The sequence below is a fragment of the Glycomyces algeriensis genome (genome assembly GCF_027622855.1).
In the GTDB taxonomy this organism is placed as follows: domain Bacteria; phylum Actinomycetota; class Actinomycetes; order Mycobacteriales; family Micromonosporaceae; genus Glycomyces; species Glycomyces algeriensis.
Map to the genome: position 1 here is coordinate 1 of NZ_JAPZVR010000019.1, position 15,942 is coordinate 15,942.

General features: G+C 71.5%; 12 protein-coding genes. 2 read left to right on the forward strand and 10 right to left on the reverse strand.

Annotated elements, in window-relative coordinates:
• Positions 1-509 precede the first annotated feature (509 nt).
• Together O2L52_RS22320 and O2L52_RS22325 are read right to left on the reverse strand one after the other, a co-directional pair.
• On the reverse strand, positions 510-2,225 hold the full coding sequence (locus O2L52_RS22320; RefSeq protein WP_270118332.1) for an ABC transporter permease subunit: 1,716 nt from the start codon (positions 2,223-2,225) through the stop codon (positions 510-512).
• 3 nt (positions 2,226-2,228) lie between these two features.
• On the reverse strand, positions 2,229-3,734 hold the full coding sequence (locus O2L52_RS22325; RefSeq protein WP_270118333.1) for an ABC transporter substrate-binding protein: 1,506 nt from the start codon (positions 3,732-3,734) through the stop codon (positions 2,229-2,231).
• A 65-nt stretch (positions 3,735-3,799) separates the two neighbouring features.
• On the opposite strand from O2L52_RS22325, the gene O2L52_RS22330 reads away from it, so the two are divergent.
• Complete coding sequence (locus O2L52_RS22330) at positions 3,800-4,390, forward strand: GNAT family N-acetyltransferase (protein WP_270118334.1); 591 nt, start codon at positions 3,800-3,802, stop codon at positions 4,388-4,390.
• Here the strand turns inward: O2L52_RS22330 and O2L52_RS22335 are convergent, their stop codons facing one another.
• Both O2L52_RS22335 and O2L52_RS22340 read right to left on the reverse strand, forming a co-directional pair.
• Positions 4,391-4,726 (reverse strand): glyoxalase superfamily protein, encoded by a 336-nt coding sequence (locus tag O2L52_RS22335; protein ID WP_344471254.1) that lies wholly within the window; start codon positions 4,724-4,726, stop codon positions 4,391-4,393.
• Positions 4,727-4,891: 165 nt separating this feature from the next.
• Complete coding sequence (locus tag O2L52_RS22340; protein WP_270118337.1) at positions 4,892-5,926, reverse strand: glycerophosphodiester phosphodiesterase family protein; 1,035 nt, start codon at positions 5,924-5,926, stop codon at positions 4,892-4,894.
• A 638-nt stretch (positions 5,927-6,564) separates the two neighbouring features.
• On the opposite strand from O2L52_RS22340, the gene O2L52_RS22345 reads away from it, so the two are divergent.
• Complete coding sequence (locus O2L52_RS22345) at positions 6,565-7,296, forward strand: DUF6270 domain-containing protein (protein ID WP_270118338.1); 732 nt, start codon at positions 6,565-6,567, stop codon at positions 7,294-7,296.
• A 72-nt stretch (positions 7,297-7,368) separates the two neighbouring features.
• Here the strand turns inward: O2L52_RS22345 and O2L52_RS22350 are convergent, their stop codons facing one another.
• From O2L52_RS22350 to O2L52_RS22375, 6 genes are all read right to left on the reverse strand, one after another.
• The gene (locus tag O2L52_RS22350) at positions 7,369-9,165 is read right to left on the reverse strand and encodes an ABC transporter ATP-binding protein (protein ID WP_270118340.1); all 1,797 of its coding nucleotides are present in this window, start codon (positions 9,163-9,165) and stop codon (positions 7,369-7,371) included.
• A 154-nt stretch (positions 9,166-9,319) separates the two neighbouring features.
• A complete protein-coding gene (locus O2L52_RS22355) occupies positions 9,320-11,188 on the reverse strand; it encodes a CASTOR/POLLUX-related putative ion channel (RefSeq protein ID WP_270118341.1) in 1,869 nt (622 codons plus the stop codon).
• Positions 11,189-11,680: 492 nt separating this feature from the next.
• Complete coding sequence (gene fxlM, locus O2L52_RS22360) at positions 11,681-12,904, reverse strand: methyltransferase, FxLD system (RefSeq protein WP_270118343.1); 1,224 nt, start codon at positions 12,902-12,904, stop codon at positions 11,681-11,683.
• A 70-nt stretch (positions 12,905-12,974) separates the two neighbouring features.
• The gene (locus O2L52_RS22365) at positions 12,975-13,835 is read right to left on the reverse strand and encodes a hypothetical protein (RefSeq protein ID WP_270118345.1); all 861 of its coding nucleotides are present in this window, start codon (positions 13,833-13,835) and stop codon (positions 12,975-12,977) included.
• Between the two features lie 383 nt (positions 13,836-14,218).
• Positions 14,219-14,812, reverse strand: a complete 594-nt coding sequence (locus O2L52_RS22370) for an RBBP9/YdeN family alpha/beta hydrolase (protein WP_270118347.1) — start codon at positions 14,810-14,812, stop codon at positions 14,219-14,221.
• 200 nt (positions 14,813-15,012) lie between these two features.
• On the reverse strand, positions 15,013-15,825 hold the full coding sequence (locus O2L52_RS22375) for a class I SAM-dependent methyltransferase (protein WP_270118348.1): 813 nt from the start codon (positions 15,823-15,825) through the stop codon (positions 15,013-15,015).
• Positions 15,826-15,942: the final 117 nt, after the last annotated feature.

Sequence of the window (15,942 nt, forward strand, 5' to 3'; positions counted from 1 at the left end):
TCCAGCCTGGCGGGATCGCGCCGAGGATGCGGTGCAGCGCATCGTGTCCGCCGAGCATGTGGACCTCGATGCCCGGTGCGGCGGGGTCGGCCGCGCGGAGCCGCTTGGCCATGTTCGGGAACTTCGTGACGTGGTGGCGGGGGGGGGGGGGGGTGGGGGGGGGGGGGGGGCGCGGCCGCCCGCCCCCCCCCCCCCCCCCCCCCCCCCGCTCTCCGCGGACGCCTGGTGCAGGTGCCGTCGGCGCGGGAGCCATCCCGCGCCTCCGATCTTCCGGCGGTCCGCGCGGTCCCCTACCTACCGCCGACCTACACCAAAACTGAAGCCAGCCTCCCATAGAAAGTCAAGACACTCAAGCAATGTTTTTTACCTGTGGATAACTATGTGAGCTGGGCTTTTGTTGCCTGGTTGCGGGGTTGTGGATAACTTTTCGGCCGACTGGTTCGATCGGTTTGCGGGCGGAGACGGGTGGGGGCGGCGGGCCGGGGTCCCCTCGGGGGGGGCGGGGCGGTTCAGCGTGGCCGGCGTTTCGGGAGCGAGACGGCGGCCATGACCGCGAGGGTCAGGGCGATCATCGCGGCGGCCGGGGCCAGGGCCGCGAGGGGCGCGCGTTCGAGGTACGGCAGTGAGCGGGCGAGGCTCGCTCCCCATTCGGGGGCGTCGGCCTCGGCGCCGAGGCCGAGGAAGCCGAGCGAGGCGATGCCGAGGGCCATGCCCGGCAGGCGCAGACCCGCATGGGCCGCAAGGGGTCCCGCGACCAGCGGGAGGGTGTGCCTGTGCAGGATCCACCAGGGCCCCGCGCCGAGGGCGAGGCGCGCTTCGAGGTGCCCGGCCGCGCGGGCCTGGGCGGTGAGTTCGGCGGCGTGTGCGGCGAGCGGCGGCCAGGAGACGGCGACGACCGCGAGCACGGCGCCGAGCTGGCCGCGGCCGAGGACCACGACGGCGATCATCCCGGCGATCGCGACCGGGAACGAGTTGAACGCCTCCGCGAGCGGATGCGCGAGGCGCGGCGCGAAGCCGAGGCCCAGCGCGAGCAGGTAGGCGAGGGCGCACGCGAGGAACGCGGCTCCGGTCGTCCAGAGCGCGCCTTGGCCGAGCCGGGCGAGCACGTCGCGGCCGAGCTCGTCAGTGCCGAGCCATGCGCCGGCGGAGGGCGCGTCGAGGCGGGAGCCGGTGGCGATGTCGCCGGAACGCATGAGGCCGTATGCGACGGCGAGGAGCAGCGGCGCGGCGGTGGCGGCGATCCAGGCCCGGTGGCGGCGGCGTTCACCGGTCGCGGGCGGGGTGGCGGGGATCGCGGCGGCGTCGGCGGCGGGGCCGTCCAACGCACGGGCGGCGAGGCGGGCGAGGAGTCCGGCGGCGAAGCCGAGGCCGATGAGGAGTGCCATGCAGGCCTGGAGGACCGGGAGGTCCTGGGCGTCGGCGGCGGCGAGTGCGGCGCGGCCGAGGCCGGGCACGGCGAAGATCGTCTCGACGGCGACGGCCGCGCCGGTGATGGAGACGGCGATGATCGCGAACTGCGGGAGGACGGGCGGGAGCGCGCGGCGGAGGAGGCCGGCAGCGATGCGGCCCTTCGGGTATCCGGCGGTGCGCCATTGGCGGACCCAGTCTTCGGCGGCGACGCGGCCGATGGCGTCGCGCCCGAGGCGGGCGAGGACGCCGCCGCCGGGGAGGCCCATGGCGAGTGCGGGGAGGACGAGGTTGGCGGGGCCGTTGAAGCCGTAGGCGGGCAGGAGGCCGGTCCAGGTCGCGAAGACCGCGACGCCGAGCGTGGCGAGGAGGAAGTCCGGGAGGGCCGCGAAGGAGGCGATGGCGACGCCGCCGGGGCCGACGGGTCGTCCCTCGGCGGCGCGGCGCAGCGCGGGGGCGCACGCGGCTGCGGTGACCGCGAAGGTGACCGCGAGGGCCGCGGCCATCACCGTGAGGGAGGTGCCGAGGGCGGGCAGGACGGTGTCGGCGACCGGTGCGCCGCTGGTCCAGGAAGTCCCGAAATCGCCTTGGGAGAGGCTGAGGAGCCAGTCGCGGAGTATCGCCAACGGCCCGGCGTCGAGGCCGAGTTCGCCGCGGACCGCGTCGAGGGCGCTGTCGGTGGCCTCGCGGCCGGGGTAGCGGGCGCGGAGCACGGTGAGGGCCGGGTCGCGGTCGGCGAGCCAGGGCAGCAGGCCGATGGCGGCGAGCACGGCGAGGAGGACCAGGGTCCGGGTGAGGGTCCCCCGCAGGAGCGCCACCGGTTACTCCATGGTCGTTGCGGTGGTGATGATCTCGCGTTCACGCGGATCGCTGTGGACGTTCGCGGCGCCGCCCGCCACGCCGGTGACGAGGCGTTCGTGGGCGATGGGGATGACGGCGACGGTGGCGAGCACGACGGCTTCGGCGTCGAGGACGGCGCTCTGGCGGGCCGCCGCAGCCGCGTCGGGAGCCATATCCGGTGCTGCGGCGGTGGCGATCGCGGCGACCGCCTGGTCGACGGCGGGGTCGGCGAGGCGCGAGGCGTTGAAGCCGCCGTCGCCGGTGAAGTCGGAGTCGAGGTAGGTGTAGGCGTCGCCGGAGTCCTGAACGACCGAGCGGGACATGAGGAACGCGTCGAATTCCCCGGCGAGCATGTCCGGTTCGATGTCGTTGTATTCGCGCACTTCGGTTTCGACGGCGAAGCCGGCGGCCTCGAGCTGGGAGGCGAGGACGATGAGCGCTTCGGGGAGTTCGGCGCGGTTGGAGTAGGTGGCGAGGCGCAGGGCCTCCCCGGCAGGGACCGCGGCGTCCGGGAGCGTGTATTCGCGGTGGTCGGCGGCCCAGGAGAGGGCGGGGCCGAAGAGGCCTTCGGGGGCGTCGGCGCGGCCTTCGTAGATGTCGTCCACGATCGGCGCGGTGTCGATCGCGGCGGCGACGGCGGCGCGCAGCGCGGGGTCGGCGAGGGGGCCGGTCGCGGTGTTGAGGTAGAGGCTGACGGTGCGGCCGGTGGGGGCGTCCTGCAGTTGGGAGGCGTCGAGGTTCGCGATCTGGGCGTAGGGGACGGCCTCGATGACGTGGGCCTCGCCGGAGCGCAGCGCCGCGACGCGGGTGGCGGCGTCAGGCACGTAGTCGGCGCGGTAGCCGGCCATGGCGGCCTGCTCGCCCCAGTGGTCGCCGCTGCGTTCGAGCACGGCGCCGGTGGAGGTGGATTCGGTGATGCGGAAGGGCCCGGTGGCGAAGCCGACCGGGTCGACGGTGTCTTCCTGGTACGCACCGGGGGCGAGGATCGCGAGGTAGGGGCTCGAGAGTCGTTGCGGGAGTACCGGATCGGGGGCGGCCGTGGTGACGCGGAGGGTGCGGTCGCCGGTCGCTTCGGCCGTCAGTCCGAGCCCGTCGATGACGCGGGGCACGGAGGCCGCGGTGGCGGCGGCGTTGAGCGCGGCTGCCACGGCGGCGGCGTCGAGGACGGTGCCGTCGTGGAAGCGGACGCCCTCGCGGAGGGTGAGGTCCCAGTCGTTGGGCGCGGCCTGAGTCCAGTCGAGGGCGAGTTTCGGGACGGGCAGGCCGTTGCCGTCGAGGCCGACGAGTGTCTCGGCGACGGCCCAGCGGGCGAGGAGGAACGCGTCCTCGGAGTGGGGCGAGAGTCCGGCGGCGGGGGTGAGAGCGGTGGCGAAGACGAGGCCGCCGGATGCGGTCGCGTCGGAGGAGAAGCAGCCGGTGGTGGCGAGGACGCCGCCGAGGCCGAGGGGCGCGGCGGCGGTGAGCAGGGTGCGCCGGGAGAGCGGCATGGCGTGAGCCTCGTCTCTTATCGCGAAGTGTTTCCTATTGCAAAACGGATGCAATAATGGCACACATGTCAGATATCGCGGTGGCACGAGGGGCCAGGGGTGTAGAGGGTTACGTGCTGCGGCGGGCTGAGCCCGAGGACCTTCCGGGGGCGCGGTCGGTCATGCTCGACACCGTCTACCGCGACTTCGGGCACGGCTACCTGCCGCAATGGCACTCCGACATCATCGATCTCGACTCGTACTACCTTGCGCCCGAAGACAACACGCTGTTCGTCGCGGTGCGGGACGGGGTCGTCGCCGCCACTGCCGGCGTGCGCGGCCAGACGCCGGCGTCGCCGCCGCACCCGGTCGAGGTGACGAGCCGCTTCGAGGAGGGCCGCACCGCGACGATCTACCGCGTGTACGTGCGCCCCGAGCACCGGCGGCGAGGCCTGGCCGGCGCGCTGGTCGACGCCTGCCTCGAGTTCATCGCGAGCCGCGAGCGCTACAGCGGCGTGTACCTCCACACGGACGCCCGCACCCCGGGCGCGGTCGAGTTCTGGTCCACCCGCGGCACCGTCCTGTTCGACGAGCGGGTGGCGGTCAACGAGATGCGCACCGACCTCGCCGACGAGCCGTTCCAGACCGTCCACTTCGAACTACAACTCTTGGGCTAGTCAGCTCCGCGGCGTGCCGATCCTCAGCCGGTTGCCGTCGGGGTCGCGCAGCTCGATCTCCCTGGCACCCCACTCCATCTGCTCGGCCGCGACGCCGAACGCCGCCGCCACCGCGTCAACGTCCTTGACCCGCAGGTAGATCACGCCGTCCGGGTGCGCGTCGCCCTTGTGCTCGGAGAGGAAGAGCCGCACCTGCCCCCGCGCGACCTCCACGAACAGCGGGAAGCCCGGCTCGAACCGGTGCTCCCACTGCTTCACGAACCCGAGCCGCTCGTACCAGGGCAGTGCCGCCGCCGCGTCCTCGACGCGGAGGATCGGGATCGCCTGCTCGGTCATCTCGTTCTCAGCCATGCGTCCGATGGTCGCATCCGCCACCGACATTCCCGTCAGTTTCGCTGGCGGGGGCGCACAGTGTCGATCTGCGGCCGACCGAGGAGGGGCCGCCCCGGCGGCAGGGCGGCCCCTCGCTTCTCGGTGTGAATCCTGGGTCCGTGACCCGGTCTAGCAGTCGCGGGCGGCGATCGCCAGGTCCGGGAAGTCGCTGAAGACGGCGTCCACCCCGAGGTCGTAGAACAGCTCGAACTCGGCCTCGATGTCGCCCCACGCGGCCGGGTCGGAGCCCTCGCGCAGGTTCGCCGGCAGGAACGAGTTCTCGGCGCGGAACGTCCACACGTGCACGTCCAGGCCGCGCCGGTGCGCGCGCTGCACGACGTCCGTCGGCTCCGAGATCGAGCCGTCCGCCGCGCGCGGGAAGATGCGGTTCTTGTTGAGGCTCACCGTGTCCAGCGTCGCGGCGTACTCGTCGAGCTGGGCGTTGGAAATCGCGCCCTGGCCGTCGATGTTCAGCCCGATCCGGTTGTCCACCCGCTCGGCGATGTTGAGCAGGCTCTCGTACTCGAACGACTGCACCCACACCGGCGACCGCTTGCGGTCGAGCTTGCGCTCCTCCAGCAGGTCAGCCAGCGCGTCCTCGATGCTCATGCCCTTGTCCCCGTAGTAGGACGGGTGCTTCATCTCGGGGTAGGTGATGACCTTGCGGTCCAGGGTGTCGACGTAGTCGAGGACCTCGTCGTAGGTGACGAGCTCGAACTGGCCGTCGTGCTCGGCGCTGTCGGGGCGCAGGGCGGGGAGGCGCTCTTCGGCGCGGAGGGTCTTGAGCTCGGCGAGGGTGAAGTCGTCGGCGAAGAAGCCGGTGACGGGTTTGCCGTCGATGAGCTTGGTGGTCTTGCGGTCGGCGAACTCGGGGTGCGCGGCGACGTCGGTGGTCTCGTCGAGGACGGGCTCGTGGCGGGCGAGGAGTTCGCCGTCCTTGGTGAGCACGAGGTCGGGTTCGATGACGTCGGCGCCCATCTCGACGGCGAGGGCGTAGGCCTCGAGGGTGTGCTCGGGGAGGTAGCCGCTGGCGCCGCGGTGGGCGATGACGAGGGGTTCGTCGTGGTGGGGCTTGGCGGCGGCCGGGGCGGCGGCGAGGCCGGCGAGGGCTCCGGCGACGGTCAGCACGGCTGCGCCGCGCTGGAGCACGCTCTTGGGGGACATGGAGGTCCTTTCGTGGGGAGGGCGCGGCGTTGCGGCGCGGGGCTCCATCGGGGATGGGCCTTCAGTCAAGCCGTTCTGGCGGTCGCGGGTTCGGCGCGTGCGTGAACGGGGTTTGAACGATGCCCGAAATCGGGCGGGGCGGGAGTGTCGACACGCCGTCGGGCGGGGGTTCGCGGCCGTGCGGGAGGCCGTCGCTCCGGCGGTGGCGGCCACCCCGGCATGCACCACCGCGACCATCGGTACGGTCACCGGGGCGACGGCCTCCCTGTGGTCCCTTCCGGTCCGATCCGATCGCGGCAGGGGGTGTCGCGATCCGGTGCCCGGGGTCGCGAGCCCGCAGGTATCGGTTTCTAGATCGGGTAGCCGGTCGGGAGCCTGAGGAGGCTGGACCTCCCCGAAACGATCCATATATTTATAGGAACCGTTTTCTAAGACATCTTGGCGCATCCTGGGGCGGACGTCAAGTATCGAGAGCGGCCGATGCCGTTCGGTTGCGGCCGGGCGGGCGGGAGGTTGCGCGCAGATTGACTGCGGCGGAACAACGGGAACTGGCCGGCCGGCGGCTACCGCCTGCGGTCCGGCTCCTGCATACTGGCCACTTTGTCACCATTGCCGCCACCGGATCGGAGCATCCTGCCATGGGGCATCTCCCCCCGACCTACTCGCTGATCGGCTGCTGCGTCACGCGGGACGCCGCCGATCTGGGCCGCGAGCCGCTGCCCGAGCCCGTGCACTTCATCTCCCGCACCCGCGTCCAGAGCCTCGTGTCGACCCCGACTCCCATTGCGGCCGAAGCGATCGCGCTCGATTCGGCCTTCCAGCGCCGCACGATCGTCCAGGACCATCTGAAGACCGGGCTCGACGTGCTCGAGGGGATCGACCATCCGCTGATCGTCGACCTCATCGACGAGCGCTGGCCGCTCATCGAGACGGGGTCCGGACTGGTGACGTCGACGATCTACCTCCGCAATGCGGGCCTGGACCAGACGCCCGGTTACGGGTTCTACGCCAACGACACCGAGCTGGCCGACGACGGGCCGTTCGCGACTGCGGCGAGGGCGCTCGCGGCGCGGCTGCCGCGGCAGGTGCTCATCCACCGGGCGTTCTGGGCCGTGAACGACACGTCGGGGCGGCCGGCGAGCGACTTGCGGCGCACCCGGCGGAACAACGCGTGGCTCGAGCGCGCGTACGCGATCCTCGAAGCGGCCCTTGGCGACCGGGCGCTCCCTCCGGTCGAAGTGGACGCTTCCCTGCGCGTCGCCGACCCCGGGCACCGGTGGGGCCCTGGGCCGTACCACTACATCGACGAGTACTACACGGACTTCTCGGACCAGGTGCGGAAGGTCCTCGCCAACGCCCCCACCCGGTAGCGCCGGGCAAAGCGAAGCGCCCCGCGGCACCGCCGCGGGGCGCTCGTCGTTGCGATGCGGGGCGCTACTCCCCTATGCGGCCGTGAGCAGCTGCGAAGCGGCCAGGTCGCGGTAGAGGTCGTCCTGCTCCACCAGTTCGGCGTGCGTGCCCACGGCCCGCACGAGGCCGGCGTCGAAGACCACGATCTGGTCGGCGCTGGTCACCGTCGAGAGCCGGTGGGCGACGACGAGGACGTTCGTCCGCTCGGCCGCGTCGAGCATCACCTGCTTGAGCGCGGCCTCGTTCGCGGCGTCGAGCTGCGAGGTGGCCTCGTCGAGCAGCAGCAGGCGCGGCTTGCGCAGCAGGGCCCGCGCGATCGCGACGCGCTGGCGCTCACCGCCGGAGAGCGTGGTGCCGCGGTAGCCGATCCGCGAGTCGAGCCCGTCGGGCAGCTTGCCGACGAGTTCGGTGAGCCGGGCGACGCGCACGACCTCGTCCAGGTCGGCGTCGGTCGCCTCAGGGGCGGCCATGACCAGGTTCTCGCGGAGTGTGCCGTCCAGGACCGGTGCGTCCTGCTCGACGTAGCCGATGAGGCCGCGCAGCTCCCCGAGCGGCCAGTCCGCGACGTCGACGCCGTCCACCTTCACCGAGCCGGTGGTGGCCGGGTAGAACCGCTCGATGAGCGAGAACACCGTGGTCTTGCCGGCGCCGGAGGGTCCGACCAGGGCGGTGAGGCCGCGTCCGCTCGACGCGAACGAGACGCCGTGGTGGACGTACGGGAGGTCGTCGGCGTAGCGGAAGGTGACGTCCTCGAACACGACTTGGGCGGGGCCGGTGCCGACCGGGATGCGCACGGCCTCGGGCAGGTTGCCCTCGGACGAGGAGTCCTCGGCGTCGAGGTTCTCGACCTCTTCGATGCGGTGGATCGCGGCGAGGCCGGTCTGCAGCTGCGAGAGCGACGCGACGAGGCCGTTGATGGGGCCCATCAGGTAGAACAGCAGCAGCAGGAAGCCGATGAGGGTGCCGACCTCCATGGCCCCGGAGGCGACGCGCGCGCCGCCGACGCCGAGGACGAGGAGGAACGCGATGTTGACCGGCAGGAACGCGACGACGCCCGCGAGGGCCTCCCAGAAGGAGGCCTTGACGCCCGTGTCGCGGGCGGCGGTGGCCGCGGTGTTCAGGCGGCCGATCTCGTGGTCCTCGGCGCTGGAGGCCTTGACGGTGCGGAAGGCGCTGAAGATGCGCTCCAGGAGCGATCCCATGTCGCCCAGGGCCTTCTGCGAGGCGATGGTGGCGTTCTGGATGCGCGGCATGATGAACAGCATCGTGACGGTGACGAACGCGACCATGGCCATGGTGGTGCCGAACAGGGCGAGGTCGAGCCAGGCCATGAGGGCGATGCCGCCGATGATCATGAACCCGTCGGTGACGCCGCCGATGACGGTGGTGCTGGCGACGGTGCGCAGGAGGTTCGTGTCGGAGCTGAGCCGGGAGACGAGGTCGCCGGGCTTGAGGCGGTCGACTTCGGCGACTTCGAGGCGCACGAGCCGGTCGATGAGCTGCTTGCGCACGGTGAGGACGACGTCCTGCCCGGCGATCTGCATGAGGTAGGGGCCGAGGGCGCCGAGTGCGCCGCCGACGAGGACGACCGCGCCGAGGTAGAGCAGCGGTCTGGTGAGGGACTCGTCCGAGGAGAGGGTGTCGATCACGTCCATCGCGATGAGCGGCTGGACGAGGCCGACGAGGCCTCCGGCGAAGGAGAGCGCGCCGCCGATGATGAGCAGGCGCAGGTGCTGGCGGGCGTAAGCCCACAATCGGGTGATGGGGGCGCGAGGGGTGCCGGCCGGTGCGGGCTCGGGCGTCTCCTCGGCGTTGAGGTCGTCGGTCATGATTCCTGTTTCCTCCGCTGGGTGCTGCGGTCCCCATCGAAGCTACCTGCGGGGGCCGACACTGCCATCGGCCGTTGGTCGTTGCTCGTCCTACGACCAAAGTCGTACGCCGGTAGGGGTGCCGTGACGGTTCGCCACGGCACCCCTTCCCGCGTCAGTCCTCGGCGAGGACGATGATCTTGTCGCCCGGCTGCAGCATGAACTGCAGGCCCTTGTCCGGGTTCAGGTGCACGCCGTAGTTCGGGGCCTGCTTCGCGAGGGCCACCACGCGGTACCCGAAGGCGGTCTCGCCGCGCCGCCGCGCCGACTCGGCGACGGTGTAGAAGTTGACTGGTACGCCGGGGCGAACGTAGTGCTCGGCGGGCTTGAGGTAGATCTCGGAGCCGTCCGGGCTGAACAGCTGCCCGAAGACCTGGGAGAGGTGCGGGTTCTCGGCGGTCTGGGTCAGCAGGAGGCTGATGAGCTTGTCGCTGACGATGAAGTCGTCGGCCTGCGTGACCTGCGCGAGCGTGCGGTTGCGGTCGTCGGCCATCTCCGAGACGACCTTGAAGCGGCTGTTGCTGCGCTGCGCCATGTCACGCAGGTGCAGCAGGGTCACGAGGGTCTTCGAGTCCGCGAGCTGCGGGGCCACGTCGTCCGAGCACAGGGCGATGATGTGGTTGTACGAGCCGGGGTTCAGCGATTCGAGGAGGACCCGGTCGGTCGTGTCGTCCTCCTTGAAGTTCAGGCCCTGGACGCGCATGGTCGGGCCGATCTTGCGGACGGCTTCGGGAGCGTCGGGGTGGTCGGTGACGACATCGGTGACCGAGCCGGGGGCCACGTACTGGTCGAGCTGCTCCAGGATCGTGCGCGACATGGCGTTCCAGCCGAGGATGAGGGTCCGCTCGGGCCGGTTGCCGGCGTCCGCGCGGGCGACGATGACGCTCTCGTCGATCACCGGCCGGGAGCCGTCGAGCACGATCGCCGAGTCGTCGGCGGCGAGGAGGATGAGCTTGTCGCCGGGCTGGAGCGACGCCGAGGTCGGCGGGTTGATGATGCAGCGGCCCTCCTTGGTGAGCACGCCCATGAACGAGGACGTGCGGTAGGAGTGCAAAGCCTGGCTGAGCGGCCGGCCGAACAGTCCCGGCTCCTCGACCATGTAGATCTCGTCGCCGCCGAAGTCGAGCAGGTCCGTGTAGACCACCGAGAGGCCGGACTGGCGGCAGGTCTGCACCATGAGCCGCGCCATGAGGTCGTTCGCGTCGACGATGTGCGCCGCGCGGCCGCCCGCGAGGCGGGCCGCCGGCAGGTTCCGGCCCTCGGCCACCGCGCCGACGACATGGCACTTGATGCCGTTGCCGCCCTGGGTGACCGCGAGGAGCGACCGCACGAGCTGCGCGTCGGGGTCCTCCTCGGCGGAGGTCAGGATGATGACGCTCTTCGCCTGCGAGGGGTTCACGAGGCCGATGCTGTCGGGGTCGGCCGGGTCGCCGGTGCGGCACACGACACGCGTCGACTTGAGGTCCGCGATCTTCGTGCGGATCTCGTCCTCCATTTCGACCTTGTCGCGGTCGGCGAGGATCGCGATCACCGCGCGTTTCTCGCTCTCGTTGGCCTCCACCAATTCCGAGATGACGATGAAGACCTGGTCGGACCATCCGAGAACGACGGTGTGATCTTTCTCAACGACGAGCGAGCGGCCTTTCCGGAGCTCTTCGAGTTTCGCGTCGAGACCGGTCGTCAGCACACCGACGAGTGACGACAGGATCACCAGACCGCCGATGGTGGTGATGAACATGACGACCATCGCAGGGCCGCCGGCGTCGTCGCCGGTGATGGTGCCGGCGTCGAGGATGTGGATGAACGACTTCCACAATGTACCGACGAAACCGTCGGCGTCATTGACGACGACGAGGAAGAGGGCACCAATCGCGGTGAGCGCCAGCGTGATTACGGTCAGCCAACCGATCAGCGCTTTCGTGCCCTTCGACATGGTGTTGTCGAACCAATAGCGTGCCCGCTGTTTGAACGTCGGATCGGACATCGGGGGCGTCCTTTCTGGGAACGGCTTTCGACCGGCCGACTCGGGGCGGAGGCGAGTGGGGCCGGGACTTTTCAGGGGTGTCAGCCACTATTACTGCATTGCGTCCACTGCGACCAGTCGCAGCGGTACCGCTACACGGGGTCACCCGAATCCGAAGGGGCGCCGAGGGGCGGGCGCAAGGACCGGAGGGCGACGACGCCTCCCACCCTAGTTCGAAACGTTGAGCCGACCGAGGCGAGGGTGACCGGAGGACGGACGCGCCCGCGCGCCCGTCACATGCGCGCCTGCGGCAGTCGCAGCGACCTGCGGCCGGATCGCGCCGCGGCGCAGCCCACCGGCGAGCCTTCGGGAACTCGTGGCCGCCGACGGCGATGTCCTCGAGCGCGCCCGTGACATTCCGCGCGGCGGGCATCGCGTCGGCACCGCCGTCGCGGTTGCGGTTGCGGTTGCGGTTGCGGACGATGCGGTGCGGGCCGTTGCCGGGCGTCCTCGCTACAGGAGCCCGTCCTCGTCGGGGGCCACTTCGATCGCAAGGCGGGTGTGGCGCTTGGGGACGGTGAAGCGCGGTTCGGTCTCGGGCCCAGTGCCCTTGCGGTGGGCGGTGATCTGGAGGCTGACGCCGTCGCGGCACTCGCGGTCCCAGACGCGGACCTCGTCGGCGACGCGGGCGGCGAGCGCCGGACCGTTCGGGCCGTGACCGCGCACGCCGATCTCATTGCCGCCGCCGGTCTTGCGGCACACCAGGTACGCGAAGTCCTCGCCCTCGACGACCGCCGGGTTGGCCCAGCGCAGCAGCAGCCGCTGCAGGCCGTGGTCCCCGAACGGGGCGCTCATCCGCCCGTACCCCGCGAACGCGCAGGCCAGCCAGAGCGAAAGCTGCGTCGCATCGTCGTTCACCTTGAGCTGCACAGGAGTCCACACGGTCGTGCCGCGCCCGTCCAGGACGCCGCGAACACCGTCGGCCTCCACCTCGTGCTCCACATGGAAGGTCATGATGCGGCCCTCGGAAAGCTCGACGGTCTGGCCCTCCTGACTGCCGAGTCCGCGCATCGGCATGAAGCCGCAGCTCACGATCGAGCGGCTGCGCATGACACCGTCCACGTAGTCGAATGCGACCGAGTGCTCGCAGCCGCGGATGCTCAAGGGCGCCACGAGCCTGCCGCCTCCGTTGAGCTGGTCCCACCACGCCGGCGGCAGGTCCCAGGTGCCGACGGTGGCGATGATGCGGTCGTAGGGGGCGCGGTCGATGAAGCCGAGCTCGCCGTCGCCCTGGACGACGCGCACGCGTGCGGCGCCGACGTCCTCGAGGGCTCTGCGGGCCCGCCCGGCGGTGTCCGCGTCGATGTCGACAGTGGTCACCGCGCCTTCAGGGCCGACGAGCGCGTCGAGCAGCGCGGCGTTGTAACCCGTGCCCGCCCCGATCTCGAGCACGCGGTGGCCCGGCCGCACGTCGAGCTGCTCCAGCATCTCGGCGACGATCGCGGGCTGGGAAGCGGAGCTGACGGCCTCGCCGTCGCTGTTGCGCTTGGTGACGTACACGTCGTCGGCGTAGGCGATGCGCAGCGTCGCCTCGGGCACGAAGCGGTGTCGCGGCACGGCGAGCATCGCCATCGCCACTGCCTCGCTCCGGATCACGCCGCGCGACCGCAGGCCCCCCACGAGGTGGGAGCGCAACTGCTGCGCCTCGTAACCTGAAGTATCGGTGCGATCACCCACGTGTTCCAGCGTACGTCCGATGTGCCACGTTCGCCTCCTCCAGTTCCATCGATTGGAACGGTTCAACCGTTCATTCCGGCTCGGCGCAGCGCGCGTCGAGCATCGCCCAGAGGGCTTCGCGCCGGTCCTCCGGCACGTCGATCGGCGTGGCGACGGGTTCGCCGCCGTCGATCGCGATCCACGCGCTGAACCCGAACGGGTGCTTCGCGTCGCCCACGACATGCCCGTCGCAGCGGTGCGCGTCGAACACCAGCGGCACCGCCACGCCGCCCGCCTCGGGTGCCGACGCGCCGGCGTGGATCTCGAACAGGACGCTCCCGCGCACCTCGGTCACGTCCAGCGCCGCCTCCCCCAGCGGCGTCACGCTCAGCCTCCCTTCGAGGGTGCCGTCCGCGGCGGCGGTCAGCTCCCCCAGCTCGATGCGGGCGGTGGCGGCCAGCGCCTGCGCCGCGCACGCTTCCCGGACCAACCGGTCAAGCGTGCCGTTGGGGTACGACAATTCGAGGGTGAGCGTGTGCTCGGCTCCGTCTTCGGTGGTCACATGGAGGACGGCGGAGGCCGGGTCGGCCTTGGAGTCGACGCCGTCGGGGCAGCGGGCCTTGCCGTACTGGACGAGCATGTCGCGGGCGTTCACACTGGGCGGGACCTCGGTGTCGAACTCTTGGAGGCCCAGGGAGGCGAAGGACTCCGTGAGGAGTTCGACGCCGCGTACGCGTACGGATGCGTCGCCGTGGTTGGTGACGGCGATGGCGACCTGGCCGGGTTTCATGAACATGCGGCGGAGTTCGGCGGTGGCGGTCAGGTCGGGCGGGTCGGAGGCGATGGTCGCGGCGGTGGTCTCGCCGCGGGGGCTCGCGAGGTTCCCGGCGAGCGCCGCCGAGGCGGCTGCCAGTACGAAGACGCCGACGATGGTGATCCGAACCCAGCGCATGCGGCCTCCCGGCGAGCCGATCCGAAGGCCCGCAGCGGGTTGCGGGAGAGGGGCCCGTTCGGGTCCAGTCTGGCACCGCGCGCGCCGGATGTGAAGGACTGCGGCCATTGCGGTTCGCGGCCGATCCGGTGGCTCCGCGGCTGCATGTGCCGAGTCTGGTGTGTCGATGCGCTGCGCCCCTGTGCGCAAGGGTGCGCCGCAGGTCCGGCACTCCGCGGAGCGGAGGCAACGCGTCGAGGGGGTCGGCCGGGCCTCAGGCCCGTTGGGGGCGAGCGGTAGTCACGCGTTGGGCGTCAGGCGCTCCGAGCCGCCGAGGCAGCAGGCGAGCGCTGCGGGCCGGCTGCCGCGGCGCTCGGACGGGCCCATTGGGGCGCGTGCGGTCGTCACGCGTTGGGCGTCAGGCGTTCCGAGGGGTCGAGGCACCAGGCGAGCGCTGCGGGCCAGCGCCCGTAGCCGTCGCCGAGGGCGAGGTGGCCGCCGCCGGGGATCACGTCGACCTCGCAGTCGAGGGGCCGCCCGTAGTGCTCGGCGGCGCCTTCGGTGCAGTACGGGTCGTCGTCGGAGCAGACCAGCCGCACCGAGTGCTCGGCGAGTCGCAGGCCGGCGAGGTCGAGGCCGACCGAGGTGAAGCCGGCGATGACGTCCCACTCGAACGCCTGGGGGCCAGGCGGACTCACGAGCAGGACGCGGTCGGCCGATACGGGGTTGGCCGAGGCGGCGTCGGCGGCCGCGAGATGGAGCCAGGCGACGCTGGCGAGGCTGTGGCAGACGACGATCTTCTCGCCGCGCATGAGCGCCAGTTCGGAGCGGAACGCGTCGGTCCAGTCCACGAGTTTCGGCCGGTCGGTGTCGGGCAGCTGGGGGTAGAAGACCTGCTCGCCGTGCTCGCGCAGGCCCATGGCCAGCTCGTGCTGCCAGTGGCCTTCGGGCCTGCGGTTCTCCACGCCGTGGAGGATGAGGTAGCTGCGGTTCCACATAGTTCGGGAGCGTAGCGGCGGCGCGCATCGACGGCGAACTGGGTCCCGCCGAGGAGCCGGTTCGCGGGCGGCGGCGCTGCGCTCCGGGGCCGGCTCACGGACTTAGGGCGCTGGGCCTCGGTGCCGCCGCACTGATTGCGCGGCAAGCCAAGTCCCGTTGCGCGGGGCGGCCCGGTTCGGGCGCGCCCCGCACGGCGGGTTCAGGCCGGGGTCGTCGCGACGGTCAGCAGGTGGTTGCTCGCGCCGAGGAGGGAGGGCTCGGCCTCGATGAGCCGCAGGCCGTCCATGAGGTGCTCGCGGGACTCGGGGTCGTCGATGAGCCGCTCGAGTTCGGGGATGTACCCGGGGAATCCCTGCACCGCGTACTGGGCCGCGCCGTCCAGGCCCGCGTCGGCGAACTCGGAGGCGACCTCGCCGGGGTGGGCGAGGTAGGCGGTGGTGAAGATGTCCTGGTCGTAGTAGCGCAGCATGCCTTCGCGCATGATGCGGAGGCTGGCCTCGGCGGTCAGTCCCTTGTCGACGCCGCCGGACCGGAAGAGCAGGAAGTCGTTCCAACCCGCCGTGCGGTTGATCGTCACGGCCGCCACGATCCCGCCGGGCCGCGCGCATCGCGCGGCCTCCGCCACGGCCTGCACGCGGTGCTCGCGGTCCGTGAGGTGGTAGAGCGGCCCCATGAGCAGCACCGCGTCGAAACTCGCGTCGTCCCAAGGCAGTTCGCGGGCGTCGCCGACGACGGCGGTGACGCCGGGCAGCTGCGCCGCGACCTCGACCTGGCTGGCGACGGGGTCGATGAGGGTGACGCGGTGGCCGTCCTCGGCGAGCCACTTCGCGTGCACTCCGGTCGCGCCGCCCACGTCGAGCACGTCGAGTCCCGCACCGGGAAGCTTGCGGCGCAGCAGGTCCTGCATGCGGGCGAACTCAAGGCGTCCGCGCGCGTTGCGGGTCAGCCGCTCGCGCTCGCCGCCGCGCTCGTAGTACGACTCGATCTCGGTTTCCAGTTCCCAGGTGCTCATGGCGACGATTCTCCAAGAACCCCGTAGAAACCGCTATCGAGTAACGGGGGCGCGGAAACGGCGGCCGGTCTGCCGTCCCTTCGCACTCCCGCAAGCGCGAAGGATCGGTCGGCTGGC